This window comes from Aquimarina gracilis, from assembly GCF_035285365.1.
In the GTDB taxonomy this organism is placed as follows: domain Bacteria; phylum Bacteroidota; class Bacteroidia; order Flavobacteriales; family Flavobacteriaceae; genus Aquimarina; species Aquimarina gracilis.
This window is the reverse complement of record NZ_JAYKLX010000013.1, coordinates 42,500-69,159: the sequence shown is the minus strand read 5'-3', so window position 1 is coordinate 69,159 and position 26,660 is coordinate 42,500. Positions and strand designations below refer to the sequence as shown.

General features: G+C 33.9%; 26 protein-coding genes and 1 pseudogene. 15 read left to right on the top strand and 12 right to left on the bottom strand.

Annotation, left to right across the window (positions count from 1 at the left end; genetic code table 11):
* The first annotated feature begins 4 nt into the window (after positions 1-4).
* The 3 genes from U6A24_RS22745 to U6A24_RS22735 all read left to right on the top strand — a co-directional run bounded on the left by U6A24_RS22745 (position 5) and on the right by U6A24_RS22735 (position 4,522).
* Positions 5-2,872, top strand: coding sequence for a glycoside hydrolase family 3 N-terminal domain-containing protein (locus U6A24_RS22745; RefSeq protein WP_324182332.1), 2,868 nt, complete (start codon positions 5-7; stop codon positions 2,870-2,872).
* Between the two features lie 47 nt (positions 2,873-2,919).
* A complete protein-coding gene (locus U6A24_RS22740; protein ID WP_324182331.1) occupies positions 2,920-3,822 on the top strand; it encodes an aldo/keto reductase in 903 nt (300 codons plus the stop codon).
* Between the two features lie 247 nt (positions 3,823-4,069).
* Positions 4,070-4,522: a hypothetical protein gene (locus tag U6A24_RS22735; RefSeq protein WP_324182330.1), complete on the top strand. Its 453-nt coding sequence runs from the start codon at positions 4,070-4,072 to the stop codon at positions 4,520-4,522.
* Positions 4,523-4,548: 26 nt separating this feature from the next.
* On the opposite strand, the gene U6A24_RS22730 is transcribed toward U6A24_RS22735, so the two are convergent.
* The 3 genes from U6A24_RS22730 to U6A24_RS22720 are packed head-to-tail and all read right to left on the bottom strand — an operon-like array spanning position 4,549 to position 6,535.
* Positions 4,549-5,085, bottom strand: a complete 537-nt coding sequence (locus U6A24_RS22730) for an RsmD family RNA methyltransferase (RefSeq protein WP_324182329.1) — start codon at positions 5,083-5,085, stop codon at positions 4,549-4,551.
* Positions 5,086-5,088: 3 nt separating this feature from the next.
* Complete coding sequence (locus U6A24_RS22725; RefSeq protein ID WP_324182328.1) at positions 5,089-5,910, bottom strand: DUF3822 family protein; 822 nt, start codon at positions 5,908-5,910, stop codon at positions 5,089-5,091.
* Positions 5,891-6,535, bottom strand: a complete 645-nt coding sequence (locus U6A24_RS22720; RefSeq protein WP_324182327.1) for a hypothetical protein — start codon at positions 6,533-6,535, stop codon at positions 5,891-5,893. The genes U6A24_RS22725 and U6A24_RS22720 overlap by 20 nt, the downstream gene beginning before the upstream one ends.
* A gap of 133 nt (positions 6,536-6,668) precedes the next feature.
* Between U6A24_RS22720 and U6A24_RS22715 the strand changes: the two genes are divergently transcribed.
* The 4 genes and pseudogenes from U6A24_RS22715 to U6A24_RS22700 all read left to right on the top strand — a co-directional run bounded on the left by U6A24_RS22715 (position 6,669) and on the right by U6A24_RS22700 (position 10,680).
* The gene (locus tag U6A24_RS22715; protein WP_324182326.1) at positions 6,669-8,096 is read left to right on the top strand and encodes an ATP-dependent DNA helicase; all 1,428 of its coding nucleotides are present in this window, start codon (positions 6,669-6,671) and stop codon (positions 8,094-8,096) included.
* Between the two features lie 159 nt (positions 8,097-8,255).
* Positions 8,256-8,960, top strand: a pseudogene (kdsB, locus tag U6A24_RS22710) (3-deoxy-manno-octulosonate cytidylyltransferase); the annotation flags it as partial.
* 81 nt (positions 8,961-9,041) lie between these two features.
* Positions 9,042-10,103 carry an iron-containing alcohol dehydrogenase family protein gene (locus U6A24_RS22705; protein ID WP_324182356.1) on the top strand — a complete coding sequence of 354 codons (1,062 nt, stop codon included), beginning with the start codon at positions 9,042-9,044 and terminating at the stop codon, positions 10,101-10,103.
* 22 nt (positions 10,104-10,125) lie between these two features.
* Positions 10,126-10,680 carry a 1-acyl-sn-glycerol-3-phosphate acyltransferase gene (locus U6A24_RS22700; protein ID WP_324182325.1) on the top strand — a complete coding sequence of 185 codons (555 nt, stop codon included), beginning with the start codon at positions 10,126-10,128 and terminating at the stop codon, positions 10,678-10,680.
* On the opposite strand, the gene U6A24_RS22695 is transcribed toward U6A24_RS22700, so the two are convergent.
* The 7 genes from U6A24_RS22695 to U6A24_RS22665 form a co-directional block, all read right to left on the bottom strand.
* Positions 10,677-11,177 carry a hypothetical protein gene (locus U6A24_RS22695; protein ID WP_324182324.1) on the bottom strand — a complete coding sequence of 167 codons (501 nt, stop codon included), beginning with the start codon at positions 11,175-11,177 and terminating at the stop codon, positions 10,677-10,679. The genes U6A24_RS22700 and U6A24_RS22695 overlap by 4 nt on opposite strands.
* 120 nt (positions 11,178-11,297) lie before the next feature.
* Entirely contained in the window at positions 11,298-11,906 is a 609-nt protein-coding gene (locus U6A24_RS22690; RefSeq protein WP_324182323.1) for a porin family protein, read from the bottom strand.
* A 32-nt stretch (positions 11,907-11,938) separates the two neighbouring features.
* Complete coding sequence (locus tag U6A24_RS22685; protein WP_324182322.1) at positions 11,939-12,667, bottom strand: YebC/PmpR family DNA-binding transcriptional regulator; 729 nt, start codon at positions 12,665-12,667, stop codon at positions 11,939-11,941.
* Between the two features lie 58 nt (positions 12,668-12,725).
* Complete coding sequence (locus tag U6A24_RS22680) at positions 12,726-13,013, bottom strand: 4a-hydroxytetrahydrobiopterin dehydratase (RefSeq protein ID WP_324182321.1); 288 nt, start codon at positions 13,011-13,013, stop codon at positions 12,726-12,728.
* Positions 13,014-13,038: 25 nt separating this feature from the next.
* Positions 13,039-13,971 (bottom strand): septum formation inhibitor Maf, encoded by a 933-nt coding sequence (locus tag U6A24_RS22675; RefSeq protein WP_324182320.1) that lies wholly within the window; start codon positions 13,969-13,971, stop codon positions 13,039-13,041.
* A gap of 43 nt (positions 13,972-14,014) precedes the next feature.
* Complete coding sequence (locus tag U6A24_RS22670; RefSeq protein WP_324182319.1) at positions 14,015-14,602, bottom strand: Maf-like protein; 588 nt, start codon at positions 14,600-14,602, stop codon at positions 14,015-14,017.
* A 3-nt stretch (positions 14,603-14,605) separates the two neighbouring features.
* Positions 14,606-15,499, bottom strand: a complete 894-nt coding sequence (locus U6A24_RS22665; RefSeq protein WP_324182318.1) for a geranylgeranylglycerol-phosphate geranylgeranyltransferase — start codon at positions 15,497-15,499, stop codon at positions 14,606-14,608.
* 185 nt (positions 15,500-15,684) lie between these two features.
* Between U6A24_RS22665 and U6A24_RS22660 the strand changes: the two genes are divergently transcribed.
* Positions 15,685-18,258: an RICIN domain-containing protein gene (locus tag U6A24_RS22660; RefSeq protein WP_324182317.1), complete on the top strand. Its 2,574-nt coding sequence runs from the start codon at positions 15,685-15,687 to the stop codon at positions 18,256-18,258.
* An 18-nt stretch (positions 18,259-18,276) separates the two neighbouring features.
* Here U6A24_RS22660 and rlmH read toward each other — a convergent pair whose 3' ends face one another.
* Positions 18,277-18,750, bottom strand: coding sequence for a 23S rRNA (pseudouridine(1915)-N(3))-methyltransferase RlmH (gene rlmH, locus U6A24_RS22655; RefSeq protein ID WP_324182316.1), 474 nt, complete (start codon positions 18,748-18,750; stop codon positions 18,277-18,279).
* Between the two features lie 128 nt (positions 18,751-18,878).
* On the opposite strand from rlmH, the gene nadC reads away from it, so the two are divergent.
* The 7 genes from nadC to priA all read left to right on the top strand — a co-directional run bounded on the left by nadC (position 18,879) and on the right by priA (position 25,794).
* Positions 18,879-19,736 carry a carboxylating nicotinate-nucleotide diphosphorylase gene (nadC, locus tag U6A24_RS22650; protein WP_324182315.1) on the top strand — a complete coding sequence of 286 codons (858 nt, stop codon included), beginning with the start codon at positions 18,879-18,881 and terminating at the stop codon, positions 19,734-19,736.
* A 2-nt stretch (positions 19,737-19,738) separates the two neighbouring features.
* Entirely contained in the window at positions 19,739-20,662 is a 924-nt protein-coding gene (locus U6A24_RS22645; protein ID WP_324182314.1) for a YihY/virulence factor BrkB family protein, read from the top strand.
* A 38-nt stretch (positions 20,663-20,700) separates the two neighbouring features.
* A complete protein-coding gene (locus tag U6A24_RS22640; protein ID WP_324182313.1) occupies positions 20,701-21,264 on the top strand; it encodes a chalcone isomerase family protein in 564 nt (187 codons plus the stop codon).
* Between the two features lie 146 nt (positions 21,265-21,410).
* Positions 21,411-21,977 (top strand): chalcone isomerase family protein, encoded by a 567-nt coding sequence (locus tag U6A24_RS22635; protein WP_324182312.1) that lies wholly within the window; start codon positions 21,411-21,413, stop codon positions 21,975-21,977.
* Between the two features lie 111 nt (positions 21,978-22,088).
* On the top strand, positions 22,089-22,517 hold the full coding sequence (locus tag U6A24_RS22630) for a DUF2147 domain-containing protein (RefSeq protein WP_324182311.1): 429 nt from the start codon (positions 22,089-22,091) through the stop codon (positions 22,515-22,517).
* 116 nt (positions 22,518-22,633) lie between these two features.
* Positions 22,634-23,200, top strand: coding sequence for a chalcone isomerase family protein (locus U6A24_RS22625; RefSeq protein ID WP_324182310.1), 567 nt, complete (start codon positions 22,634-22,636; stop codon positions 23,198-23,200).
* Positions 23,201-23,340: 140 nt separating this feature from the next.
* A complete protein-coding gene (gene priA / locus U6A24_RS22620; RefSeq protein ID WP_324182309.1) occupies positions 23,341-25,794 on the top strand; it encodes a replication restart helicase PriA in 2,454 nt (817 codons plus the stop codon).
* Here priA and U6A24_RS22615 read toward each other — a convergent pair.
* A complete protein-coding gene (locus U6A24_RS22615) occupies positions 25,791-26,498 on the bottom strand; it encodes a LytR/AlgR family response regulator transcription factor (RefSeq protein WP_324182308.1) in 708 nt (235 codons plus the stop codon). The genes priA and U6A24_RS22615 overlap by 4 nt on opposite strands.
* Positions 26,499-26,660 lie beyond the last annotated feature (162 nt).

Sequence of the window (26,660 nt, the reverse complement as noted above, 5' to 3'; positions counted from 1 at the left end):
TGGTATGCTTGCCCAACAAGATAATCCTCTGTTTACAGAGGATTATGAAGAGCAAAAACGCTGGGTAGATAGTGTTTATAATAGGATGACATTAAAAGAGAAAGTAGGTCAATTGTTTATGGTCGACGTGTTTTCTTCAAAATCCAAAAAAGATACCGATAAGATAAAACAGTTAATAGAAGAATATCATATTGGTGGGGTTATTTTTTCTAAAGGAGGCCCTAACCGGCAGGCTAAACTTACTAACGAATATCAGGAGTTATCCAAAACCCCTTTAATGATAGGAATGGATGCAGAATGGGGATTGGCCATGCGATTGGATTCTACACAGGCTTTCCCCTGGAATATGACCTTGGGAGCCATTCAAAATAATGACTTGATCGAGGAAACGGGAAGGCAAATTGCAAGACACTGTAAACGATTAGGGGTTCATATCAACTTTGCTCCGGTAGTTGATATTAATACAAACGCCAAAAATCCGATAATTGGTAATCGATCTTTTGGTGAGAATAAAGAAGAGGTAACCCAAAAATCTCTTGCCTTTATGAAAGGGATGCAAAAAGAAGGGATAATGGCTAGCGCAAAACATTTTCCGGGACATGGTGATACCGATAGTGATTCTCATAAAACACTACCTACAATTAGTTTTGATGCCAAAAGAATTGATAGCATAGAGCTTTATCCTTATCGTAAACTTATCGAAAAAGGATTGTCGAGCGTAATGGTGGCTCATCTTAATATCCCAAGTCTTGAGTCCAGGCAGGGATACCCCTCTTCGATTTCTAAAAATGTTGTTACCAATTTATTACAAGACAGTCTCAAATTCAAAGGTTTGGTTTTTACAGATGCTTTAAATATGAAAGGGGCATCAGATTTTAAGAGCCCTGGAGAAATCGATCTGGCCGCATTTTTGGCTGGCAATGATGTTTTGTTGATTTCTGAAGATGTTCCTTTAGCTTCTCAAAAAATCATTTCTGCATATTATTCAAAAATTATTACAGAAGAACGCCTCGCACATTCCGTTCGAAAGATCCTATTAGCAAAATACAAAGTTGGGCTTAATAGGTATAAGCCTATAGAAATGTCTTATTTGTATGAAGAACTTAATAGTGTAAAAAATGAGGTACTAAACCACGAACTGGTAGAAAATTCAATTACTGTTATAAAAAATGAAAGAGCAACACTTCCTGTAAAGAACTTAGATCTTAAGAAGATTGCTTACGTTTCGTTGGGAGATGATTCTGGCGAGGCGTTTTATGAACAGCTTAATAAGTATACTCAGGTAGATTGGGTAAAGGCGAGTCAGCTAGGTGAAATGATCGATAAGTTAAAAGATTATAATTATGTAATCGTAGGTTTTCATAAATCCAATGCTTCACCCTGGAAAGGTTATAAATTCACTGATAAAGAATTGGTGTGGTTGTATGAAATTGCCAGGCTGAATACAACAGTTCTTAGTGTTTTTGCCAGACCCTATGCGGTGCTTGATATGTTAACAACCAAGAACTTTGAAGGTATTGTAATGGCATATCAAAATAGTATTATTGCTCAAGAAAAGACCGCTCAATTACTTTTTGGTGCAATCGAGGCCAAAGGGAAGCTCCCGGTAAGTTTGGGAGAAGAATTTCCACAAGGAATGGGGTTAGAAACCAGGGCATTAAAACGACTTACTTATGGATTGCCAGAAAGTGTTGGAATGAATTCGTATAGACTTAACAGAATAGACTCTATAGTGAATAGCACTTTAAGAGAAAAAATGACTCCTGGATTACAGCTAATTGTGGCGCGAAAAGGGAAAGTAATTTTCAATAAAAACTATGGTTATCATACCTATAACAAGCTGAAAAAAGTAAAAGGATCAGATATTTATGACCTTGCGTCACTTACGAAGATATTAGCAACATTACCACTTACCATTGAGCTTAAAGATAAGGGAATAGTTTCTATGGACACTCGAGTAGGAGAGATGCTTCCTTCATTTAAAGATTCAAATAAAAAAGACATTACGCTGCGATCTATGTTATCTCATTATGCAAAATTAAGAGCATGGATTCCCTTTTATTTGAAGACTTTAGATTCTGTTACTCAAAAACCAGATAGAAAATATTACCGAAATAATTTTTCAGAAGAATTTAACATACAAGTCACAAATAACCTTTATCTAAGAAGTGATATGAGAGACTCGTTGATGTTAAGAATTAAAGATAGTGAACTGCGAAAAAGACTTAGATATAAATACAGTGATTTGCCATATTACCTTTTAAAAAAGTACATCGAAGATCATTATGATGACACGCTAAATGAGCTTACTCAGCAACATTTTTATAAACCTTTAGGGGCAAATAATACTTCATATCTTCCAATAAAAAAATTCAATAAAAAAAGGATTGTCCCAACAGAAAACGATCAAGCGTTTAGAAAGGAAATCATACATGGGTATGTTCATGATCAGGGAGCTGCAATGTTTGGTGGTATAGGCGGTCATGCTGGATTATTTGCAAATGCAAACGATGTGGTCAAAATTATGCAAATGTACCTTAACGGAGGGTATTATGGAGGAAAACAGTATTTTAAAAGCCAAACGCTAGAAGAGTTTAATACCTGTTATTATTGCCATAAAGATGTGCGTCGCGGTGTTGGTTTTGATAAACCACAATTGGGAGAAATTGGACCAACTTGTGGGTGTATATCAATGACAAGTTTTGGACATAGTGGATTTACGGGAACTTTTACCTGGGCCGATCCTGAAGAAGAAATTGTCTATGTATTTCTAAGTAATCGCACATTTCCAAATTCGGCAAATCGAAAATTAATATCTAATGATATTCGATCAGAAATTCAAAGAGTTATATATGAAGCGATTGATTATTGATTGGATTGAAACGTAATAACTACTTTGATAAGTAAAGAAAAATTTAAATGAAAGTTAAGATTTCAAAAGCAGGACCAGTTTTTTCACGTATTGTAGCGGGTTGCATGAATTGGGGTGAATGGGGAGCTAATTTATCGGTGCAACAAGCTCAAAAATTAATTGAAGATTGTATTTCGATTGATGTTACCACTTTTGATCATGCCGATATTTATGGTCATTATACTACTGAGGAACTATTTGGAAATGCAATCAAGGGTAACTCTTCACTTAGGGAGAATATTCAATTGGTAACCAAATGTGGTATTAAATTAGTGACTCCTAATCGTCCAGAAAATCAGATAAAATCCTATAAAACTACATCAGATTATATTTTTAAGTCTGTCGAGCAATCGCTGGCTAATCTACAAACCGATTATATAGATTTACTTTTAATTCATAGGCCAAGTCCATTAATGAATCCTGAAGAGGTCGCCGAAGCTTTTGTTAAACTTAAGGGAGAGGGTAAGGTTTTGCATTTTGGAGTTTCAAATTTTACTACTTCACAATTTGAGATGCTTAACAGTTATGTCCCGTTACAAACAAATCAGATTGAAATATCTCCATTACATCTTAATCCTTTTATAGATGGTACCCTTGACCAATGTGTCAAACATAAAATCAAACCCATGGGGTATTCTACTTTGGCAGGAGGTAGTTTCTTTGCTGCTAAACCCGAAGAAAGAGTTAAGCGTATTAATTTTGTAGCAGATCAAATAGCAGATAAGTATACTAGCACAAGAGACCAAGTGCTTACCTCTTGGATTCTTAAACATCCTTCGGTTATTTTTCCAATAATAGGCTCTACGAAAATTAATAGAATTCATTCAGCAGTGAAAGCGCTCGATGTCAACATCACAGATGAAGAATGGTTTATGATATGGGAAGCTTCTACAGGAGAAGAAGTGGCGTAAATCCGTGAAGTGTTAAAAAGTATTGAATATGTGTGATTTACGGGTGCTTTAACCTAGATTATTTATGGGTTTGCAGCAAAATGTTAATGTTAAAATACTTGTAAATTACATCACGAATATAGTTTTTTGTTTATATTTAACCATCGGACTCTTAAACGCAAATACAATTTTATGGTAAATTGTTAATCGTAAAACCTAATAAACCTCACACAAGTTAAACTCCCTAACATTAATCTCCCCCTGACCAATGAACAAGTATAGACTTACGCTTTTTGGATTGGTATTATCTGTTTTTATTTATTTTTCTACCATTTTCTTGGATCTAGATTTATTCGAAAAATTCATGGACTTTTTGGCAAGTTTGGAAGAATTTGAATTTGATGAATTGATTATTCCTTTTTTGATCTTTGTAGCTTTTCTGTTTATTGATACAACAAGAAATGCCTGGAAAATTCGAGTGGAGAACGAAAAAAAGAACGTATACAAGGCTATGTTGTCTTCAAGTCACCATATTTTAAATAATTTCATATATCAAATGGATATCTTTAAGCTTACTGCCGAAGATACTCCTGGATTTGACGCCCAGGTGTTAGCTTTTTATGAGGATATCATTAGTAACGCTTCTCATCAAATAGATTCGTTAAGTAACTTAAGTACTATAGATGAGTTTTCGATAAGAACGTCTGTGATGAGTGATTAAAGTAAGAGTTCTTAAAAAGAAGCAACCTATCTTTCGAAAAAACTAAATACAGACCCTCCATATTTTCTGGAGTAAGAGAAATTAGGAGTTTCTTCGATTGAGGTGTATTTTGAATGCTCAATGATTAACACCCCACCATTATTTAATAATTCTTTTTCGAAAACTAACTCGGCTATACGAGAGAATTGTTCTGGCGAAAAATCATAAGGAGGATCGGCAAATATAATGTCAACTTTTCGATTTACTTTTTCCAAATAACTGTATACATCACTTTTTACGGTTTCGATGGAGAAGTCAAGATCTTTTGATACGCTTTTAATGTAGCCCAGGCAAGCATAATGAGAATCTACAGCAGTTATATCACTAGCTCCTCTAGAAGCGAATTCATAACTTATGTTTCCTGTTCCCGAAAAAAGATCAAGTACCGATACATGATTAAAACTGTATGTATTGTTTAAAATGTTGAACAGCCCTTCTTTGGCCATGTCTGTAGTGGGGCGAACCGGTAATTTTTTTGGTGCAATGAGTCTTTTTCCTTTATATTTTCCAGAGATGATACGCATATTTTAGAAATGGCTTAATAGTACAAAATGTTGGTGTGGTTCGATTGGTTTGATAGTTGAGGTTAGTTGTTCGGATTTACTGTGATTGCCGAAACTCATATTTCTAATGTATTTGTGAGTAATGTTAACGTATTCACTAGTGGCAAGGATGTCTCCCAAAAAAACTAACTTAAATTCTTCTGGATTTAACTGTAACTGCTCTGTAGCGAATAATAAGTAATACAGAAAATCTTCTTTGGTTTCATGATTAAAAGTATTTGCTAGTAATAGTTTTCCCTTTCGTATCACTATTAAGTCAAAGGATTTTTCATTCATGTTAGCAAACACTGTAGTCTGGTAGCTATGTTTCTCTTGTGTAAGTAATGTACTGGTCAAAACGGTGCATGCGTGTTTATACGTAAACGAGCCAAAGGTATCAAAAAAGAAATTGTTGATATTAGTATAGGGTACATATACAGTTACAATTTCATGTTGCTCCATCTCGTCATAGGCCAAAAAATCATTTTCTAAAATTCGAATATTATGCATCAAATACTCCTTTAAAGAGTTTTTGTCAAATAATGCTTTGGGAACCAATGAATAAAGGTCATTTTGGTGAATAACTTCGACAACTTCAAAATCTTCCTGAAGTGCCGGATTATTATCAAAAGTATATTTTATTTTATCAAGTACCTGTTCTGGAGATAGCTGTATCCCAAAATTATCTTGTTCTAGAGCTTTTATTTTTTGATTAGCATCTAGAGTACAAAAAGAAAGTCCATTCAAGCTAACCTGAATGGACAGTTTTTTTGATATTGTATTTGTATTACTGGTCGTTTGCACCATAAGTTCTTGGCCAGTTACCAGAAGTCATTACTTCTGTCATAGAACCAACAGAAAGGAAAGGCCCGTTAACTCCATCAACAGAAACAACTTCTTTCTCTTGTGCTAATAAATCTTTATCTAGATCATGTAGAAGAACTTCTTTGGCTACTTTTGCTTCAAAAACAGCAATTCTAAGATCATTTTTATTGATATAACCAGCGTTCATTTCAAAATTAGCATCGACATCTTTTAAAGGTATTTTCATCATAGTCTTGTGTCTTCCTGTCTTAAATAAAGAATCTCTAACAGAAGCATATCCAAGGGTATCTACAACTACCGTATCTTTTGGTTCGTCAATCCTTAATATTTTATTATAACGGATAAAACTAGAATCTCTTCTTTGAGTAAGAGTAAACTTTGCCGTATCTATAAATGCTATTAATTTTTCAGGATCTTTTTCAAATCTACCGGTAACAGCTCTATGGGCTATTTGTGCTGTACGTATATCTCTAAGATTTTCAACTGCTTTTGCATATCGAGCCTCTTTTATTTCGTTGAATCTTACAGGCCCCATTACGGATTCGTATACAAGGTATCCTAAAAAACCTATCACTACCCAGAGAACTAATTGAATAACAATTTTCATTTTATGATTTAGCTTTAAACATTAGTGTATACGCAAATCTACAATTTTTTTTTAATCGTAAAAGTTTATTGCAAAAAAATCATTCTATCTTTGATTTATTAACTTTAGTATTAATGCAACATCTTACTGTTTAATGAGGGAAAAAGAATTTTATGAATTGTTAAGAAATGATTTCCCTTTTGAACCTACGTTAAAACAGGATATCGTTCTACAAAAATTGTCTCATTTTATACTAAAAGGATCCAAAGACGCTCTTTTTTTACTTAAAGGCTATGCGGGCACTGGGAAAACTACTTTGGTAGGAACATTGGTAAAAAATTTATGGAGAGCAAAATTAAGCGCTGTACTTTTGGCACCTACCGGAAGAGCAGCAAAAGTAATAAGTAACTATTCTGGAAGACAAGCTCAAACCATTCATAGAAATATTTATTACCCCAAAAAAAATAAGGCCGGTGGAATGGCTTTTCAATTAAAGCAGAATAAAGCTAGAAACACTATTTTTATTGTAGACGAGGCTTCGATGATTCCCGATACACCAAGCGACAGCAAGTTGTTTGAAAATGGATCATTGCTTGATGATTTGATGATGTATGTCTATTCTGGTCATAATTGTAAAATCCTTTTTATAGGTGATACGGCACAGTTACCCCCTGTTAAACTAGACGTTAGCCCCGCTTTAAATCCCGATAACCTATCCATGGGCTTCAATAAAGATGTAACACAGCTTGAGCTCGATGAAGTGGTGCGGCAAGCAGAAAATAGTGGGATTTTAATGAATGCAACCAGAATAAGAGAATTGTTAAATGATAATTTCTTTGATGCTTTTCAGTTTCAGATTTCGGGATATAATGATATTGTCAGATTTTTGGATGGACACGAGATCATTGAAGCCTTAAATGACGCATATTCAAACTCTGGCCATGAAGAATCTGTAATTATTCTTAGATCTAATAAAAGAGCCAATAGTTATAATCAGCAAATTAGATCCAGAATACTTTTTCAAGAAGAAGAGCTTTCGGCAGGGGATTATTTAATGGTCGTCAAAAACAATTATTTTTGGTTAGATAATAAAAGCGAAGCAGGATTTATAGCAAATGGAGATATAATAAAAGTTCTTGAAATATACTCTATTAAAGAATTGTATGATTTTCGATTTGCTGAGGTAAAAATTAGTATGGTAGATTATCCCAATCAAAAACCATTTGAGACAGTTTTGTTATTAGATACATTAACTTCTGAAACGCCTTCTTTGTCCTATGAAGAATCTAATAAGCTGTACCAAGAAGTTATGAAGGATTTTGAAGATGAAAAATCAAAGTACAAGAAATTTCTGAAGGTTAAGAATAACAAGTATTTTAATAGCCTACAAGTTAAGTTTTCGTATGCAATTACTTGCCATAAATCACAGGGAGGACAATGGGATAATGTATTTATAGAACAGCCTTTTCTTCCCGAAGGAATTAATAGAGATTATCTACGCTGGCTCTACACTGCTATTACCAGAGCAAAGAAAAAACTATATTTAATTGGGTTTAAGAATGAGTTTTTTGAGGAAAACTAGTATATTTAAATGCTTAGTTTACATGTGTTTAAGATATTTTTAAGACAATTATCTAAAACTTAAAACGTCTGATGTTCCGAAAATTGATATAAAAAAGTTAATTTTGCAAATCCAGAAAAGCAACAAACTTTGAACAAAAATACTCTAAAAATTATCGCAATGATACCTGCGAGATACGCTGCAACGCGTTTTCCTGGTAAATTAATGCAAGATCTTGGTGGAAAAACGGTTATTCGAAGAACCTATGAGGCGACTCTTGGCACAGGACTTTTTGAGTCTGTATATGTAGTAACCGATAGCGATATCATTTACAAAGAAATAACTGCTCATGGTGGTAAAGCTATTATGAGTAAGAAAGAACATAGCTGTGGTAGTGACCGCATTGCCGAAGCTGTAGAAGATATGGATGTTGACATCGTTGTTAATGTTCAAGGAGATGAGCCCTTTACAGATCGAGAAAGTTTAGAAAAAGTACTTAGTGTATTTTATGAAGATGATTCAGATCGCATAGATTTGGCTAGTTTAATGACTCCTATAAGCGATTGGGATGATATTATGAACCCAAATAGCGTTAAAGTAATTGTAGATGAAAACGATTATGCCTTATATTTTTCTAGGGCACCCATTCCTTACCCAAGAGATAAAGAATTAGATTACACTTATCATAAACACAAAGGCGTCTATGCTTTTAGAAAACAAGCAATATTAGATTTTTACAAACTCCCCATGCGTTCTTTAGAAGCTTCAGAAAAAATAGAATGCATCAGATACCTAGAGTATGGTAAAAACATTAAAATGATAGAAACACAACACGAAGGTGTTGAAATTGATACCCCGGAAGATCTAGAGAGAGCAAAGAAATTAATTAATACAGAAGATATTTTGAGTACAAAATACGTAGCTACTACTTCCGAAGTTTACACTTCTAATCATAGAAATTTCCCAATGGTCCCAAAGGTAGTATTCGGCAAGGGGTCATTTAATCAGATTGGAGAAATTATTGCATGCGAACGCAAGGGTGTTGCACCATTTATTTATCTAATAGATAGTGTTTTTGAAAATGATACTTCCTTTATAGAAGATAGGATTCCGCTTTCTACTGCAGATGAAATAGTTTATGTATCAACAGCCGAGGAACCTAAAACCTCCCAGGTTGACGAAATAGTTTCTAAACTAAAAAAGGATTATCAATATATTCCTAGCGGTATTATAGGAATTGGCGGTGGATCAATGCTGGATCTAAGTAAAGCGGTAGCAATAATGCTTACCAATACTGGTAGTGCTGCCGATTATCAAGGTTGGGATTTGGTAAAAAACAAGGCTGTATTTCATGTCGGTATCCCTACTATTTCTGGTACAGGTGCCGAGGTGTCTAGAACGACTGTTCTTACCGGACCTGAGCGCAAATTAGGAATCAATTCAGATTTCACACCATTTGATCAGGTCATCCTTGATCCAGAACTTATTAAAGATGTACCAAAGGATCAATGGTTCTATACTGGGATGGATTGTTATATACATTGTGTAGAGTCATTAGACGGAACGTATTTAAATGCATTTAGTCAGAGTTATGGAGAAAAAGCGTTGGATTTGTGCAAGGAAATCTTTTTAGAAAACGATCTAAGTAAATCTGAAGCCGATGCCAAACTAATGATGGCGTCGTGGCACGGTGGTATGAGTATTGCCTATTCTCAAGTGGGTGTGGCTCATGCAATGAGTTATGGTCTTGCATATGTCTTGGGAACAAAACATGGAATAGGGAATTGTATCGTATTCGATAAATTAGGAAAATATTATCCTGAAGGAGTTGCAGTATTTAAGAAAATGAAAGAATATCATGGTATAAACTTACCTGAAGGAATTTGTGCCGATGTTACCGAAGAGCAATTGAATATTATGACCAACGTGGCTCTAGGCTTAGAACCTTTATGGGAAAATGCCCTTGGTGCCGATTGGAAAACAAAGGTAAATGCTGATGTTTTAAAGGAAATTTACCGCTCTTTATAATTCACTATCTGCTTAATTTCATATGAAACGTATCTCTTCCTTTATATATCATAAAATTCTGGGCTGGAAACTCGTTGGAGATTTTAAAGGTGAAGAGATCAAAAAATGTGTGATTATTGTTGTTCCTCATACCAGTTGGCATGACTTTTATATAGGTTTGCTAATTAGACAATTGGTAAGTCTGAAAATTAGTTTTTTAGGAAAAAAGGAACTTTTTAAATGGCCATTGGGATGGTATTTCAAAAAGGTAGGGGGAATTCCTCTGGATAGAACACCTGGTCAGAATAAAGTAGAAGCCATAGCCGAGATATTTAAAAAAAGGAAAGAATTAAGATTAGCGCTTGCTCCCGAAGGAACCAGGAAAAAGGTAAAAGAATGGAAAACTGGCTTTTACCATATAGCAAAAGCTGCACAAGTGCCTGTCATAATGGTAACGTTTGATTTTGGGAAAAAACAAAATGCAATTTCAGAACCATTTTTTCCTACAGATGATATGGAAAAGGATTTGAAATTTATGTATAGTTTCTTTAAAGGAGTAAAAGGTAAAGTTCCCGAATATAGCTTTGACGTAGGCTAAAACTTACGTAAATGCTCTTTTTTTATTTCCTTAGGTTGTTTTTCTTGAGTGTTTCTTCCACCAAAAATTAATTCAGTACTGGTAAAGGTAGTGCCAAATGTTTGAGCGGCATAATATACTTGTGATATAGCACTTTCTACCTGTTCATTCGTGAGTTCTTTTAAAGGATGAATGTATACCGACCATAAAATTCCGTTAGCAATTGCATATTTAACATCCAAGGCAGAATGAAAGTTTGCAGTTAATGAATCCAATAATAATTCTTTATCCAGATTATCTGATTCTGTAATTGGAGCAATAATCCTCATTCTATTATTTGCTTCATCGGTAACGCAAAGCATAGGTGTTTCTTTATAAATAAATTTCCAATTACCAACCACACCACCAACAGTATCTGCTTTTTTCTCAATGATTTCTTGTAAACTAATATTGTTCATATTTTGAGCATAGGATATGCTTCCAGAAAGAAATAACACAATAACAATAAGTTTTTTCATACTATGGCTTTAATATATAGTCGAATAAATATAAAAAACATAACAAAAAAAGCCATCTTAAAAAAGATGGCTTTTATAGAGTACTCAAAAAATGAGTATATGATGCATTGTACTATTATACTAAAATTTATAACCTAGTGAGAATTGTAATACTCTATTGGTTGCTTTTGGAAAATTATCATCATCGGCATCGTTAGTGTCTGAAAGCCCAATATTATAACGCCCATCGATAAAAATCCCTATTGGTAACTGATACCCCAATCCCAAATTTATACCAAAATCAATGTTGCTAATCTCGTCTTTGATGTCTGTTTCTGTATCTATCCCAAGACTTTCTACACTATTGTTTGCAGATAATAAGAACCCGATTTGCGGTCCTGCTTGTATGCTAAACCCTTTAATAACATAATATTTTGTCATTAGAGGGAGGTTTAGATAATCAAGCTTGATCGTTTGTTCTATAAGAATTCCATTGTCAATAGGGTCATATTTTGCCCCCTGTGACGAGAAAAGTAATTCTGGTTGGAAAGCAAACTTCTCAGTAATTGGAATTTCAGACAATATTCCGATTTGTAATCCTACTCTGTTGAATTGATCTTGCGTTACAGCAACATCTCCAGAAAAACTTGCAATATTGATTCCTATTTTAACCCCGAATTTGATAGTATCTTCTTGGGCATTTGTAAGAATTCCACTGCATATGCATGCAATAAGTAGTAGTTTTTTCATTAAAATGATTTAGGGGGTTATTGATTATATGATTATTCTCCATTTGAAGAAGATTCTTCCATTGTGTGATATACATTTTGTACATCATCATCTTCTTCAATTTTTTCTAATAATTTTTCTACATCAGCTGCCTGTTCTGGAGTAAGTTTTTTGGTGACCTGTGGGATTCTTTCAAAGCCAGAGGATAAGATTTCTATATTTCGACTTTCTAGCTCCTTTTGGATAGTTCCAAAGCTACCAAATGGAGCATAAATTAGAATACCATCATCATCTTGAAATACCTCTTCGGCACCAAAATCTATAAATTCGAGCTCTAATTCTTCAGGATCAATACCTTCTCCATTTATTCTGAAATTACAGGTATGATCAAACATAAACTCAACAGAACCAGATGTACCTAAGTTTCCATCACATTTATTGAAATATGACCTAATATTGGCAACAGTTCTGTTGTTATTATCGGTTGCAGTTTCAACCAAAATCGCAATTCCGTGAGGAGCATATCCTTCAAAAAGTACTTCTTTATAATCACCTTGAGTTTTATCGGAAGCCCGTTTTATAGCTCTCTCTATATTGTCTTTTGGCATATTAACAGACTTAGCATTCTGTATAACCGCTCTAAGGCGAGAGTTAGAATCTGGATCTGGTCCACCTTCTTTTACTGCCATTACAATATCCTTACCTATTCTGGTGAACGCCTTGGCCATAGCAGACCAACGTTTCATTTTACGTGCTTTTCTAAATTCGAAAGCTCTTCCCATATGCTAATTTTAAAATCTAAATACAAACATAAGTAGAAACCAAGTTTTTGACAAATGTTTATTCTCCTTCTATAATCTCTTCTATGGTTTTGGCAAGTTTAAAATCATTGTCTGTAACTCCTCCTGCATCATGTGTGGATAGGCTAATTTGCAATTTGTTATATACGTTTGTCCAGTCTGGGTGATGTGATTGAAGCTCTGCTTCAAAAGCTATTCGAGTCATGACCGAGAAAGCATCTTTAAAATCATTGAATTCGAAAGTAGTATGAATCGCATTTTCATTATACTCCCATCCGTCAATTTTTTTTAGTTGCTCGTTAATCTCAGATTCTGTAAGTTTTTTCATTGTACTATGGAGTTTTAGTTTATTCTTATAATCCTAATTCTTCTCTAAGAACCTCATCCTTATTTCTGTTTTGTCCCCAATATGCCGACTTAATTTGTTTGATTTTGGTAGCCCTTGTAGTAAGTTCTCTTGCATTGGGACCAAAACCACTTCTAAAAGTCTCTGTCCAGTTTTCAATTTCAAAAGGGAAATTGCTATTAAAGGTGATACTGATATTTCTATTAAGTTCAGGATATTCAATACTGTAAATAGTAGCGTTGCCTTCAGTTTTAAGAGATGCTTTTGCAGAATACGCTTTGATTGCTTTGTGTCGTAATCTACTGAATTCTAGCGAAGGAATAATTTTTACATTTCCTGTTGGAAGGTCATCCGGATTGATTCGTATTCTTGTCCAAAGTTCATTTTCTAGAATGGCTTTGTTTAATGAAAATTCCTGGTCAGCTTCATTTTGAAAGTAGGAGTGCGAGGTGACCTCGAACTGTTCCCGATTATTTAATTGTGCATATACATGGCCACACCATTCTTGCATCGAGCTAGATACCTTTATAGCGTGTTGATTATCTGAAACCGGATAGAAGGTACTTTGCATAATTGAATATGGATAGATACCTGTATTAAATTTTTTGGTCGCGTTTAATTTAAGTACAGGAATGTTATCTGGATTTTGTCTGTCTGCTTTTACCTGCTCTTTGGGTAAAAAGTCTTCGGTAACAAAAATAAGTACAGCTATTCCCTTTCTTATCTCTCCGTATCGAGCTTGTTCTAATTGATAAGATGAAATTTCAGCCTCACCGGCATACCAGTACTTTTTAAAAGATTCAGAAAGATTTTTCGAAGGCTTCTCAATATCTTTTATCGGGGTGTCAATTGCTGTATTGGATACATCTGCTTTAACATTACTGCAAGCAATAAATATTAAAACACCTAATATTCCTAAAAGGAGAAATAACTTTTTCATAGCGGTTATATTAATTTACTTTCTAATGCAAATTACAATAAACCTAGGATGTGGCAAGAGTTGTTAACGTTTCGTAAACAAGATGCGTTGGGAGCCCCATCACGTTAAAGTAGCTACCTTCTATATTAGATATTGCTATAAAACCGATCCATTCTTGTATGCCATAGGCTCCGGCTTTATCCAAAGGTTTATGGGTGTTAACGTAATACTCAATTTCTTTTTTTGTAAGTTCTTTAAAAGTAACCTTGGTTTTGTGATGTACAATTTTGGTTTGTTGTTGTGTTTTGAAGCATACCGAAGTAATTACTTCATGAGTGTCATTAGATAAAGAAGCTATCATTTGCTTGGCTTCATTAAGATCTTTAGGTTTTCCAAGGGCCTTGTCTTTGTGCCAAACAATGGTATCGCTTGTGATCAGTATATCATCAGATTTTAAATCTTTAAAAGCATTGGCTTTGAGCTGTGCCAGATAATCTGAAATTTCTTCAGCTTTGAGGTGGTCTGGATATACTTCTTCCACTTCTTTCACCTGTATTACGAAATCCAAATCCAGATCTTTAAAGAATTTTTGACGCCTTGGCGAACCGGATGCCAAGATTATGTTATGATCTTTTAAGGTTTCTTTTAACATGTTTTATTTTAGAATGAATTGATACAATAACAAGGATAAAGAGGCAGCTATGAGGATCACTTTTAAAAGGTGTTTTAAAATAATAATATGCTTTTCTGATTCTGCGGTAAAACTTCTAATCATAAAATAAATAAGTGGACCAATAAGAAGTATTAATACAAAGATAACCGCCTGCGTATTTGAGAAAAGATATGTGTAGATGTAATAAATTATTGCTGCTATTGGTATGATGGCCGCTCCTCCAACGAGCTTAATTGTTCTACTTTTGCCATAAACTATCGGAATAGTTTTCAGCCCTGTATTATGGTCTCGATCCATATTCAAACAGTCTTTTACAATTTCTCTTAATAACACAATCAAAAAAGCAAAAACCGAGTAATCTAAAATAATAGAAAATATAACCGTTTGCGATTCTCTATTTTTTTCGGTGATTGCCGGAAGTAAATCAAAAATACCTACCACAATTAGGCTTAATGCCGCTAATATTGCGATTATGATATTTTTAACCACTAAAATTTCCTTTAAGTAAGAAGCATAGATGTAGAAAATACCAGAAACTAGGATAAAAAGGGCAGCAAAACCAGGTTTTCCAATAAGGTTGGCTAAATAAAACCCAATGAGGACACCTATAGCATTAAAAATAATAAATAATCGATTTGCTGATTTTTCTGTAATAGAAGAACGTAAAAGATTATTTCCTTCTTGGTCGTAAATCCTCAAAATAATATTTCCCGCTGCCCCAATAGAAATAGTAGCAATAACCAACAGGGCAATTCCAAAATTGCTAAGAGTAATGGCTACTCCAAAAGGTTCGAAAAGTCCATATTTGATGCATAGTTGTGCAAGCGCAATAATTAATAAATTATCAATTTTTATAAGCTTTAGGTAAGATAGCATAGAGGATTAGTTGATTAGTGAGCAAATGTAATAATTAAAACTGATTTTTGGACTCATTTACAACCCTTGATAGTAAAGGAATTCATTGGATAAATATGCTCAAATAAGAACTTCTTAGTATCAAAAACCAAAATATTCCATAGAATGTTCGTTATATATAAGAACCAATTTAAATAAACCACACAATGAAAAAACTAATCACACTAATTTGCCTTATTTTTTCTGTACATGCTTTTGCCCAAAGATCCCAAAAACCATGGGATAATTACCCTAATTATAAAGAAGATTTTCAAAAAATTAATCAGGACCGATCTAATTTAGAGTATCTTAAAACTTATTTTGAAAAAACTAATCAAAATCAAAAAGTAACCTTGAAAGATAAACCTAAACAAACCAAAGGAGTTGATGGGATTTCGTTTATTAACGGAATCAACCTTGCCTGGATTGAGTATGGAAGAGACGTTGGGGTTGACCCTTTTTTTTCTAGTAATCAATATCACCCCGATCTGGATAAGTTTGCCGAAGTAATGGATTTTGTGAAACAGCAAGGGGGTAATGTAGTGCGATGGTGGTATCATACCAATGGCTCTACGAACCCCGTTTTTGATAGTGATCAAAAAGTGACTCAAAATCCTTTATTCTTTCACGAAGATGTAAAAAAAATATTGGACTTAGCTCAAGAAAAGGGACTCAAAGTGCAGATTTGTCTTTGGTCATTTGATATGCTTAAAGATCAATGGGGGGTTGATGCCTTTGCTAATAAAAAGTTACTTACTCAGGATACTTATACTAGGGCGTACATTGACAATGCATTATTGCCTCTTGTTAATTATATAGGAAATCATTCCGCACTATTTGCATGGGAAATTTTTAATGAACCCGAAGGAATGACCAACGAATATGCTAGTCACTGGCCAGGGTTTAAAGAAAAAGTTACTATGCAGGATATCCAACGTTTTGTTAATAAAACGGCTGGTGCAATTAGACGTGCACAACCCAATGTAAAGATCACAAACGGTGCTTTAGGGTTTCTCACTAATGTAGAGGATAGTTCCAAAGGGTTTTGGAATGCGTATTCTGATGCGAATCTGATTTTTCAAGGAAACGATGATCAAGGATATTTGGATTTCTATAATATTCATTATTACAATTGGGCACGTTCCAAAGGCTCTCCGTTTCATAATGATTATGATGCAAACAAAATCGATAAACAAGCCATTATAGGTGAATATTACCCGGATAATCTCTTCTTTAATCAGCAAGGAGGTGATAGTGACCATAATCTTAATACTATACCTGCGGTAGATCTAGGTACTACGTTGGTGGACAGAAAATGGGCAGGTTCTTTGGTTTGGTCCTGGACAGATAGAAGTTCTGCCAACGAGAGAAATCGAATGGCGACTATTATCAAAAATGTGAGTGACCATTCTGACCATGAAATCATAGAAGAAGTAGCCTTTAATAATGCTTCGGATGTTATTCAGTCTCAGATCTCGTATACATTTAATATAGATTATAGTGCAGCTGAAGATCGAGAGATTGTTGTAGAATTTTGGGCTCCAGATAGATGGCTGGGAGAGAATACTAGTCGGGTTACAAAAGGAGAAGGTACACAATCGATAACGGTTACACTATCAAATCCCCCAACACCTGGATCTGGATTTTTTTATAAAGCTTATATACGTCCGGTAGGCACCACTTGGCAAGAAGCAATTCATAGAGTGGAATATCGAGATGTTTTAGTAATCGATGCTATTAATGACGAAGTGGCTTTTGTAAATCCTCTTTTAAGTTTAGCTCCTCAAAATTCGTATGAATTTATCATAGACTATACGGCGACAACCGATCGGGAAATTGTTGTCGAATTTTGGGCTTCAGATCGATGGTTAGGTGAAAAAGTAGAACAAGTGTCTTCTGGTACGGGTAGAAAAAATGTGATTGTATCATTGGAAAGCATACCAGAACAGGGAGATGGATATTTCTATAAGGCCTATATACGTCCGGTAGGCACTACTTGGCAAGAAGCTATTTATAGAGTGGAATTTACGGGAGTGACAGTAGGACCTTTACAACTAATAGAAGACGGTACTTACTATATTGTCTCACCAATTTCAAATCAAAGACTTATCTCGAGATGGTGGGAAAATTATAATGCAAGAATGTATGCAGCTAGAGATGGCAATAATCAAAAATGGACACTAAAACATTTAGGAGATAATGTATATACTATCCAGGATGAGGCGTATAATCGATATCTTGAGGTTAGAGATGCAGGATGTAATAACCGGGCCAATGTAATGTCATGGACAAGTGCTAATGATGATCATCAAAAATGGAAAATAGTTGCAGTCGATGATGGTTATTTTGTTTTTAAACCAATGCATTGCCTGGAAAAAGCATTAGATCGAGAAGGAGGGTTTAATAATGCAAATGTTCAATTATGGAGTTTTGATTCATCTAATTTCAATCAAAAATGGAAGATTGTTCCATCTTCTGATTCTAAAATAAAAGAGGGAATTTCGGGTACTGATAAATTAGAAGAGAATCTAAAGTTGTATCCCAACCCAGCTACAGAATATGTAAACATATCTGGAATTAAAAAAGGAGATAAAATAATTATTTCAGACCTTTTAGGTAAAGTAGTGAAAACATCAATAGCTAATCAAGAAGAGGAAAGGATATCGATTATAGATTTGGAGGCTGGTTACTATAACATTATGATTTCTGGTAGACCAAATAAAATATTAATCAAAGGATAAATAAAATAAAGAATGAGCCTATCTGTGATGATAAGGCTCATTTTTTAATATGGTAAAACCTCGATACAATTGCTCAACAAAAAATAGGCGTATCATTTGATGAGAAAATGTCATTTTTGATAAAGATATTTTGCTATTCGCTTGCTGATAAACTTGTGAATCAAAACCATAAGGTCCTCCAATTACAAAAACCAGTCGTTTTACACCGCTATTCATATGTTTTTGTAACATGTCTGAAAACCCAATTGAATCATATTGTTTCCCATTTTCGTCCAAAAGAATCAATAAGTCTGAATTTTCAATTTTGTTTAAAATTAATTTTCCTTCTTTTTCTTTTTGTTGTGACTCACTAAGGTTTTTCGCTTTTTTTATGTCCGGAATGATTTCAAAATCAAATCTGATGTAAAAACCTAATCGTTTGATATAGTTGTTGATAAGGTCCTCCAATTGTTTGTTATCGGTTTTTCCAATAGCGAGTAATTTAATATTCATTTTTATAAAGATTGTTTCAAAAAAGGACAAAACTTCTGCGCAGTAGTAGTATTAAACATAAATACCTCTTATTTCCTACTTCGTACTTCCGACTTCTTTTTTTACATTAGCAAAAATAACCATTCAATATGATTAGTGAAGCTCAATTCAATAAAGAAATTGATTTAATAATTGCTAATGCGATTCGTGAAGATGTCGGAGATGGAGATCACAGTTCATTGGCTTGTATTCCCAAAACCGTAACCGGGAAAGCAAAACTTTTGGTAAAAGATGAAGGTATTTTAGCTGGAGTTGAGTTTGCCAAGAAAGTATTTAATTACGTGGACCCGGAAATGATGATTGATGTGCGTATAAAGGATGGAGCCTCTGTTAAATATGGTGATGTTGCTTTTTATGTTTCGGGAAGTTCACAATCTATTCTCAAAGCCGAAAGACTTGTACTTAATGCGATGCAAAGAATGAGTGCTATTGCTACCAAAACAAATCATTTTGTAAAACTTCTCGAGGGCACAGATACCAAAATCCTTGATACCCGAAAAACTACTCCTGGGATTCGCGCCTTAGAAAAATGGGCAGTAAAAATTGGAGGAGGAGAAAATCATCGATTCGCACTATATGACATGATTATGCTGAAAGACAACCATATAGATTTTGCAGGGGGTATTACGAAAGCTATAGAAAAAACCAAAAAGTATCTTTTGGATAATAACCTTGATCTTAAAATTATTGTTGAAGCACGAGATCTTGAAGAAATAAAGGAGATTCTCAAAACACCAGGAGTCTATAGAATCTTAATTGACAACTTTAATTATGAAGATACTCGAAAGGCGGTAGAATTAATTGGAGATACGTGTTTAACAGAATCTAGCGGAGGAATTAATGAAAAAACCGTTCGCAAATATGCCGAATGTGGTGTGAATTACATAAGTAGTGGAGCATTAACACATTCTGTACATAATCTTGATTTAAGCTTGAAAGCGGTATAAATATGACCAAAGTTATAGAAGATAAGCTTAATAAAATCCCTGTAATCAGTCTTTTGGTGAAACTAGGAAAGAAAATTATTCTTCCCGGTTTTGAAGGGCTATCGCTATATGATTTGATTGAAATTTATGTTACTGGTATTATAAAGGGTACGTTTTCGGCAAGAGCAAGTGCTATTTCATGGAGTTTTTTTCTTTCGATTTTTCCATTTCTTCTATTTTTATTAAATCTAATTCCCTATGTGCCAATAGATAATTTTGAAAAAAACTTTTTCGAATTTATTAATAGTGCATTACCAACTCAGACTTCAGAGTTTTTTTCGGTAATCTTTGAAGATATAGCTTCCAATCCGAGAGGAGGATTATTGTCCACAGTTTTTATTCTTTCAATCTTGTTTATGACCAACGGGATCAATGCCGTGTTTTCTGGTTTTGAGTACTCTTATCACGTAAATTTAAATAGAAATTTTGTTCGGCAGTATATTGTGGCCTTGGGGGTTTCTATAATCGTGGCATCGTTATTGTTAATTACGGTTATAGGAACATTATATTTTACCTATTTGGTAAATAATTTAAACGAAATAGGAGTGGTAGATGATACACTTTTCTGGTTAACAGTAGGAAGATATTCATTATTTGTGTTCATGATATTTGTAATCATAGCAACATTATTTTATTTTGGCACCTCAGAAGGAAAACAAAATAAGTTCTTTTCACCGGGAGCATTTATGACGACATTGTTGATCATCATAACCACCTATTTATTTGGAATTTATATTGATAACTTTTCGAACTATAATAAATTATATGGCTCTATTGGAGCCGTTCTAATATTGATGCTTTACATCTGGCTTAATGCCAATTTGTTACTGTTGGGATTTGAGCTAAATGCATCATTAAATCAATTAAGAAAAAATTTTGACACATAAATTAATTATTAACACAAACATTAAACTATTATATTAAAATGAAAAAACTAAGCGTATTACTTTTTGTATTTATTTCAGCAATATCAGTTCAAGCACAAATAGAAGTAGGAGATGCTGTATTACCTAAAACTGTATCTTTTAATGGAGAAACATTATCCATAAATGGTTATGGTTTAAGAGAAAAAATATTTATCGATATCTATGCTGGCGGACTTTATCTCAAGAAAAAAAGTGATAATGCTAGTGCTATTGCTAAAGCCGATGAGACTATGGCGATCAAATTGCATATTGTCTCTGGATTAATGTCAAGAAATAAAATGGAAGGTGCCCTAAGAGCAGGTTTTGAAAAATCTACAAATGGTAACCTAAAACCTTACCAAGAGCGAATCGATAAGTTTGTAGGTTTTATAAAAGATGAAATCGAAGTTGATCAGGTGTATGATATCGTATATGAAAAGGGAAAAGGAAGTGTTCTTTATAAAAATGGAGAAGAAAAGGGATACATAATAGGTTTGGATTTTAAAGAAGCTCTATTTAATATTTGGTTAGGAAGCAAACCAGCTGATAAAGGACTTAAAAAAGAATTGCTAGGGGATTATTAATCAATAAGATATAATTGTATTTTTGTATTGTAAATAATGTGAACATATCTCATAATGTTGTGCGTGCATAATATTTTTCTATATTTGCGAGCTTGGAAAATAATAAAATGAAGTATTAATCCACCCCAAATAAACCTTATTTAATAATGAAGAAAATTACATTAGTATTGGTAGCGCTAATGGCACTAACCTCTGCTACTGCACAGATTAGAGTTGGTAGTAAAGCAGTGTTGCCTTATGAACAAACTTTTGCAGATACTGATCTCAAATTAAACGGAGCAGGATTGAGAGAAATGCTGTGGATTGATTTGTATGCAGGAGGGCTTTATTTACAAAACAAAAGCAAGGATCCTAAAGAGATATTGGATGCCGATGAGACCATGGCAATAAAACTTAATATTGTTTCGGGATTTGTTACTCAAAAGAAGATGATCAAAGCGGTAAAAGATGGTTTTGGTAAAGCTACTTTTGGGAATACAAAAGCTTTAGATGAAAGAATAACTAAGTTTATAAAATTCTTTTCAGAACCTATTGTGAAGAACGATATATTTGATTTGGTATACGTGAAAGGAGTAGGAGTTAAGGCCTATAAAAATGATAAAGAACTAGGTGTTATCGAAGGACGTGATTTTAAATATGCATTGTTTAAAATTTGGTTAGGAGATGAACCAGCAAGTGAACCTTTGAAAAAAGGAATGTTGGGATTACAATAATCTCGGTATTTCAAAATATTATAGTATCGAAAGCTATCTGAGGATTAATATCAGGTAGCTTTTTTTATCCTAATTTTATGTTTAATCTTTTAAAACAAATTGTTTGTTACTATGAATTTTTTTAGAATAATTTTTATAGCGGTATTCGTAATTACAGGAACTGTTAATGCGCAAGAAGAAGTACTAGGTAAATGGAAGACTATCGATGATAATACAGGTAAAGAAAGATCCATTGTAGAGATCTATAAAAATGGAGATAAGATTTTTGGTAAAATAGAGCGTATCCTTGATGAGGCAGAAAGAGGTAACCTTTGTGAAGAGTGTAAAGGGAATGATCACAATAAACCTATTGAAGGTATGGTGATCATAAAAGGACTAGAAAAAGACGGTAAGGAATATGAAGATGGAACTATCCTGGATCCCGAAAATGGTAAAGTTTATCGATGTAAAATATGGGTTGATGAGGGTGATCCCAAAATATTAAATGTAAGAGGATATATAGCATTTTTGTATAGAACACAACAATGGATAAGAATGTAAAATTGCATATTGACATTGGCCGTAATTTTGTCCAAAAATGTATTTTAACATTTTTTTAGTGTTAGTTTTTTAAAGATTATTGAACTAATCTCTAGTAATCTTTAAAAAACTAAACCATGAAAAGAATAATTACCCTACTAATTTTATTAATTGTTTCTAATTTATCTACTGCCCAGATAAGGATTGGAGATATTGTCGTTCCAGAAAAAATTACGTTCGAAGGAGAAGAATTAACATTTAATGGTGGTGCAATGAGAAAAGTACTATCATTTAAAACATATTCGGGTACCCTATATACCAAGAATAAGTATACAAACGATAAAAAGGTTCTTGATTCAGACGAAACAATGGCGATTAGACTTAACATTGCTTCAAAAAAGGTAACCAATGAAAGAATGATCAAAGTATTTAGAAAAGGATTTGATGATGCTATGTTTGGAAATACCCAGAGTCTTGATGCAAGAATCGAGGATTTTTTAAAGTTGTTTAATTCCCCAATGCAAATCAATGACTTTTATGATTTGGTATACCTAAAAGGTAAGGGGATTAAGACCTATAAAAATGGAAAAGAACTGGGATTTATTAAAGGCAGAGATTTCAAATATGCATTGTTTAAGATTTGGTTAGGTCATGAGCCCGCTTGCCAAATTATTAAAGGAGGGATGCTTGGATTGACAGAGTAATATTGTATAAATAATATATAAAAGTCTGGTTACTTCAGTTACCAGACTTTTTTATTGTTCAAATTACACCCTGTTCTTTCAGTTAAACTTGTATTTTTGTTTCAAAGAATCTTTTTTTCTGCTTTTCATTAGTTACGATAATGCCATATTTTATAGATGTAATCCTTCCTGTACCGCTCGATAAAGAGTTTACTTATAGCATTAACAAAAATGAGGCAGCATTCTTAAAACCCGGAATGCGCGTCGCAGTTCAATTTGGAAAGACTAAGGTTTATGCGGCGTTGGTGAGTAAGATTCATCAAAATCCGCCACAAATTTATGAGGCTAAGGAAATAGAGCATATACTAGACGAATCTCCGATAGTTACAGATTCCCAACTAGAACTTTGGTCCTGGATTGCACAATATTATATGTGTACCCGTGGTGAAGTGATGAGAGCGGCATTACCAAGTGCATTTTTATTAGAAAGTGAAACCATTATCTTTAAAAATGAACAAACAAAGGTCAATGAATCCGTACTTAAAGATGACGAATTCATGATTTATGAAGCCTTGCAACATCAAAGCTTACTTCGCATCCAGGAAGTAATGAATATTGTAAGTAAGAAAAATGTACTTCCTGTAATAAAAAGATTGCTGGAAAAAGATGTGATTACAGTTCAAGAGGAGATTTATGAGCAATATAAACCTAAGTTGGTTCGATATGTAAAGTTACACTCTAATTATAGCGAAGAAGGAGCATTGCGTTTGTTGCTGGATTCGATGACCAGAGCTCCAAAGCAGCGGGAGGCGTTAATGCAATTGTTTATGCTTCAAGCAAATTCTAATAAGCCAGTCAAAGTAGAAGAGCTCGTTAAGAAATCTAATAGTTCTTCTGCCGTTATTAGAACATTAATAGATAAAAATATTCTTCTGGAATACAACTTACAAACAGATAGAGTACAATATGAGGGAGAACAAAAGGTTGAAACCAAAGAACTGAATACATATCAAAACAAAGCTTTAGATGAGATAAATGACTCATTTCTAGAAAAAGAAGTGTGTTTGTTACATGGTGTAACCTCTTCTGGTAAGACTGAAATCTATGTGCAGCTTATAGAAAAAACAATTCAAGAAGAGAAACAGGTGTTATATCTACTTCCCGAAATTGCTTTAACAACACAGCTTATTGCTAGATTGCAGGAGTATTTTGGTGAAAAACTTACGGTCTACCATTCCAAGTATTCGGTAAACGAAAGGGTAGAAGCGTGGAATAACGTAAAGAATAAAAAAAACAAAGCACAAATAATAATAGGGGCGAGATCTGCAATATTTCTTCCTTTTGTTGATTTAGGGTTGGTCATCGTAGATGAGGAGCATGAAAGTACGTTTAAGCAATATGACCCAGCACCAAGATATCATGCAAGAGATACTGCAATAGTTTTGGCAAAAATGTTTTCTGCTAAAGTATTATTGGGCTCGGCGACTCCGGCACTTGAAACCTACTATAATGCTAAGAGTGAAAAATATGGTCTTGTTGAGTTGACTCGGCGATTTGGTAATGTTTTGATGCCAGAAATTAACTTGGTAGATATAAAAACCAAGTACAAGAAAAGAGAAATGACCGGGCATTTTAGTGATACTTTGCTGGAAGGCATCCAACATGCGCTTAAGGAAGGAGAACAAGTTATTCTTTTTCAGAACCGAAGAGGGTATTCACCGGTTGTAGAGTGTAATACTTGTGGTCACTCACCACAATGTCCAAACTGCGACGTAAGTCTTACTTTTCATAGTCATAGAAATCAATTGCGATGTCATTATTGTGGTTATACTATAGCGATGCTTCAGCAGTGTATGGCATGTGGTAGCTCGGAATTATCTACCAAGGGTTTCGGAACAGAACAGATAGAAAAGGAATTGGAAGAACTTTTTCCCGAACATACTATAGGTAGGATGGACCAGGATACCACACGTGGCAAACACGGATATGAAAGGATAATTAATCGTTTTGAAAATGGTGAAATCGATATTCTGGTAGGTACTCAAATGCTCTCAAAAGGATTAGATTTTAGAAATGTGAGTTTGGTTGGAATAATGAATGCAGATAATCTACTCAATTTCCCTGATTTTAGGGCTCATGAAAGAAGTTTTCAATTAATGCAACAAGTATCTGGTCGGGCAGGAAGGACACAAAAAAGAGGTAAGGTACTAATTCAGACGTATAACCCGTTTCATCAAATCCTTCAGCAAGTTTCTGTAAATGATTACCTTGGGATGTATAAGGATCAAATTGAAGAAAGGCATCAATATAAATACCCTCCCTTTTTTAGGATTGTTAAAATCACAGGAAAACATAAGGATTATAACAAAGTAAATGATGCTATGAACTGGTTGGTTAAATCTTTAAGAAATGTTTTTGCCGAAAATGTGTTGGGTCCTGAGTTTCCTCCGATTTCGAGAATTAGAAATCAATATCATAAAAATATTTTAATCAAAATACCACAAAAACAGTCTCTAGCCAAAACAAAAGAGGTTATAAAAAGAATCCATAACTCTTTTAAAAGTATAAAAGAATTCTCTGGAGTTCGCATAATAATAAATGTGGATAATTATTAGCCGTTCAAAGCTTCTATCAAAGAGTGCTTTTTATGTCTGCTTAAAGGAATTTTTTCATCAGCAATTTCTATATTACGACTGTTGTATCGTTCAACCTTATCAAGATTTACAATATATGACTTATGGATTCTTAAAAATCGATCGCTTGGCAATTGTGCCTCAAAAGACTTCATTGTAGCCAATACTACGATAGGATCACCTTCCTCCATAATTAACTTTACATAATCTCCCAATGCTTCAACATATTTTAGTTGACTAAGGAAGATTTTACGTTTTTTGAGATTACTCTTAACAAATATATAATCGTCATCTTCTACGGCAGCTCCTTCGGTCCCGATACGAGACATACTTAATGCTTTTTCAACAGCAGCATTAAAACGGTCCTTTTTTAGTGGTTTTCTTAAATAATCAACGGCATCATAATCAAATGCTTTAAAAGCATATTTAGTTTTTCCTGTAACAAATATGATATGAGGCTTGTTTTCAAGGTCATCCAAAAGATCAAAACCCGTAAGAATTGGCATTTCGATATCCAAGAATAATAAATCCACCTTGGTATCCAATAAACCATTTTTAGTCTCAATAGCATTATTCCATTCAGCCACTAATTCTAATGAAGAATGTTCATCTATAAGCTTAACTATTGCTAGTCTTTGAAGGCGGGAATCATCTACCACCGCACATTTTAATTGAGATTGTTCCACTTGTTTAGTGTTATATATTCTAATACAATATTAATGAATATATATTATTCCCACAAGGAATTTTGGCTTTTTGTCGATAAAAATAGTGTTTCGTCGAGGTGTGACGTTAAGCAGTAATGTCATTTTTGCTCATTTTTTATGTCGTAAAACCTTATTTTACAA

Excerpts from the sequence above, each read along its gene's own strand:
- U6A24_RS22645 (WP_324182314.1), top strand. The coding sequence starts at position 19,739 with ATGACCAAAGTTATAGAAGATAAGCTTAATAAAATCCCTGTAATCAGT.
- U6A24_RS22695 (WP_324182324.1), bottom strand. The coding sequence starts at position 11,177 with ATGAAAAAACTTATTGTTATTGTGTTATTTCTTTCTGGAAGCATATCC.
- U6A24_RS22640 (WP_324182313.1), top strand. The coding sequence starts at position 20,701 with ATGAAAAAACTAAGCGTATTACTTTTTGTATTTATTTCAGCAATATCA.
- U6A24_RS22665 (WP_324182318.1), bottom strand. The coding sequence starts at position 15,499 with ATGCTATCTTACCTAAAGCTTATAAAAATTGATAATTTATTAATTATT.
- U6A24_RS22735 (WP_324182330.1), top strand. The coding sequence starts at position 4,070 with ATGAACAAGTATAGACTTACGCTTTTTGGATTGGTATTATCTGTTTTT.
- U6A24_RS22625 (WP_324182310.1), top strand. The coding sequence starts at position 22,634 with ATGAAAAGAATAATTACCCTACTAATTTTATTAATTGTTTCTAATTTA.
- U6A24_RS22730 (WP_324182329.1), bottom strand. The coding sequence starts at position 5,085 with ATGCGTATCATCTCTGGAAAATATAAAGGAAAAAGACTCATTGCACCA.
- U6A24_RS22685 (WP_324182322.1), bottom strand. The coding sequence starts at position 12,667 with ATGGGAAGAGCTTTCGAATTTAGAAAAGCACGTAAAATGAAACGTTGG.
- U6A24_RS22690 (WP_324182323.1), bottom strand. The coding sequence starts at position 11,906 with ATGAAAAAACTACTACTTATTGCATGCATATGCAGTGGAATTCTTACA.
- U6A24_RS22745 (WP_324182332.1), top strand. The coding sequence starts at position 5 with ATGCTTGCCCAACAAGATAATCCTCTGTTTACAGAGGATTATGAAGAG.
- U6A24_RS22675 (WP_324182320.1), bottom strand. The coding sequence starts at position 13,971 with ATGAAAAAGTTATTTCTCCTTTTAGGAATATTAGGTGTTTTAATATTT.
- rlmH (WP_324182316.1), bottom strand. The coding sequence starts at position 18,750 with ATGAATATTAAATTACTCGCTATTGGAAAAACCGATAACAAACAATTG.
- U6A24_RS22660 (WP_324182317.1), top strand. The coding sequence starts at position 15,685 with ATGAAAAAACTAATCACACTAATTTGCCTTATTTTTTCTGTACATGCT.
- U6A24_RS22705 (WP_324182356.1), top strand. The coding sequence starts at position 9,042 with ATGGTCCCAAAGGTAGTATTCGGCAAGGGGTCATTTAATCAGATTGGA.
- U6A24_RS22700 (WP_324182325.1), top strand. The coding sequence starts at position 10,126 with ATGAAACGTATCTCTTCCTTTATATATCATAAAATTCTGGGCTGGAAA.
- U6A24_RS22715 (WP_324182326.1), top strand. The coding sequence starts at position 6,669 with ATGAGGGAAAAAGAATTTTATGAATTGTTAAGAAATGATTTCCCTTTT.
- U6A24_RS22725 (WP_324182328.1), bottom strand. The coding sequence starts at position 5,910 with ATGGTGCAAACGACCAGTAATACAAATACAATATCAAAAAAACTGTCC.
- U6A24_RS22720 (WP_324182327.1), bottom strand. The coding sequence starts at position 6,535 with ATGAAAATTGTTATTCAATTAGTTCTCTGGGTAGTGATAGGTTTTTTA.
- nadC (WP_324182315.1), top strand. The coding sequence starts at position 18,879 with ATGATTAGTGAAGCTCAATTCAATAAAGAAATTGATTTAATAATTGCT.
- U6A24_RS22630 (WP_324182311.1), top strand. The coding sequence starts at position 22,089 with ATGAATTTTTTTAGAATAATTTTTATAGCGGTATTCGTAATTACAGGA.
- U6A24_RS22680 (WP_324182321.1), bottom strand. The coding sequence starts at position 13,013 with ATGAAAAAACTTACAGAATCTGAGATTAACGAGCAACTAAAAAAAATT.
- U6A24_RS22670 (WP_324182319.1), bottom strand. The coding sequence starts at position 14,602 with ATGTTAAAAGAAACCTTAAAAGATCATAACATAATCTTGGCATCCGGT.
- U6A24_RS22740 (WP_324182331.1), top strand. The coding sequence starts at position 2,920 with ATGAAAGTTAAGATTTCAAAAGCAGGACCAGTTTTTTCACGTATTGTA.
- U6A24_RS22635 (WP_324182312.1), top strand. The coding sequence starts at position 21,411 with ATGAAGAAAATTACATTAGTATTGGTAGCGCTAATGGCACTAACCTCT.
- priA (WP_324182309.1), top strand. The coding sequence starts at position 23,341 with ATGCCATATTTTATAGATGTAATCCTTCCTGTACCGCTCGATAAAGAG.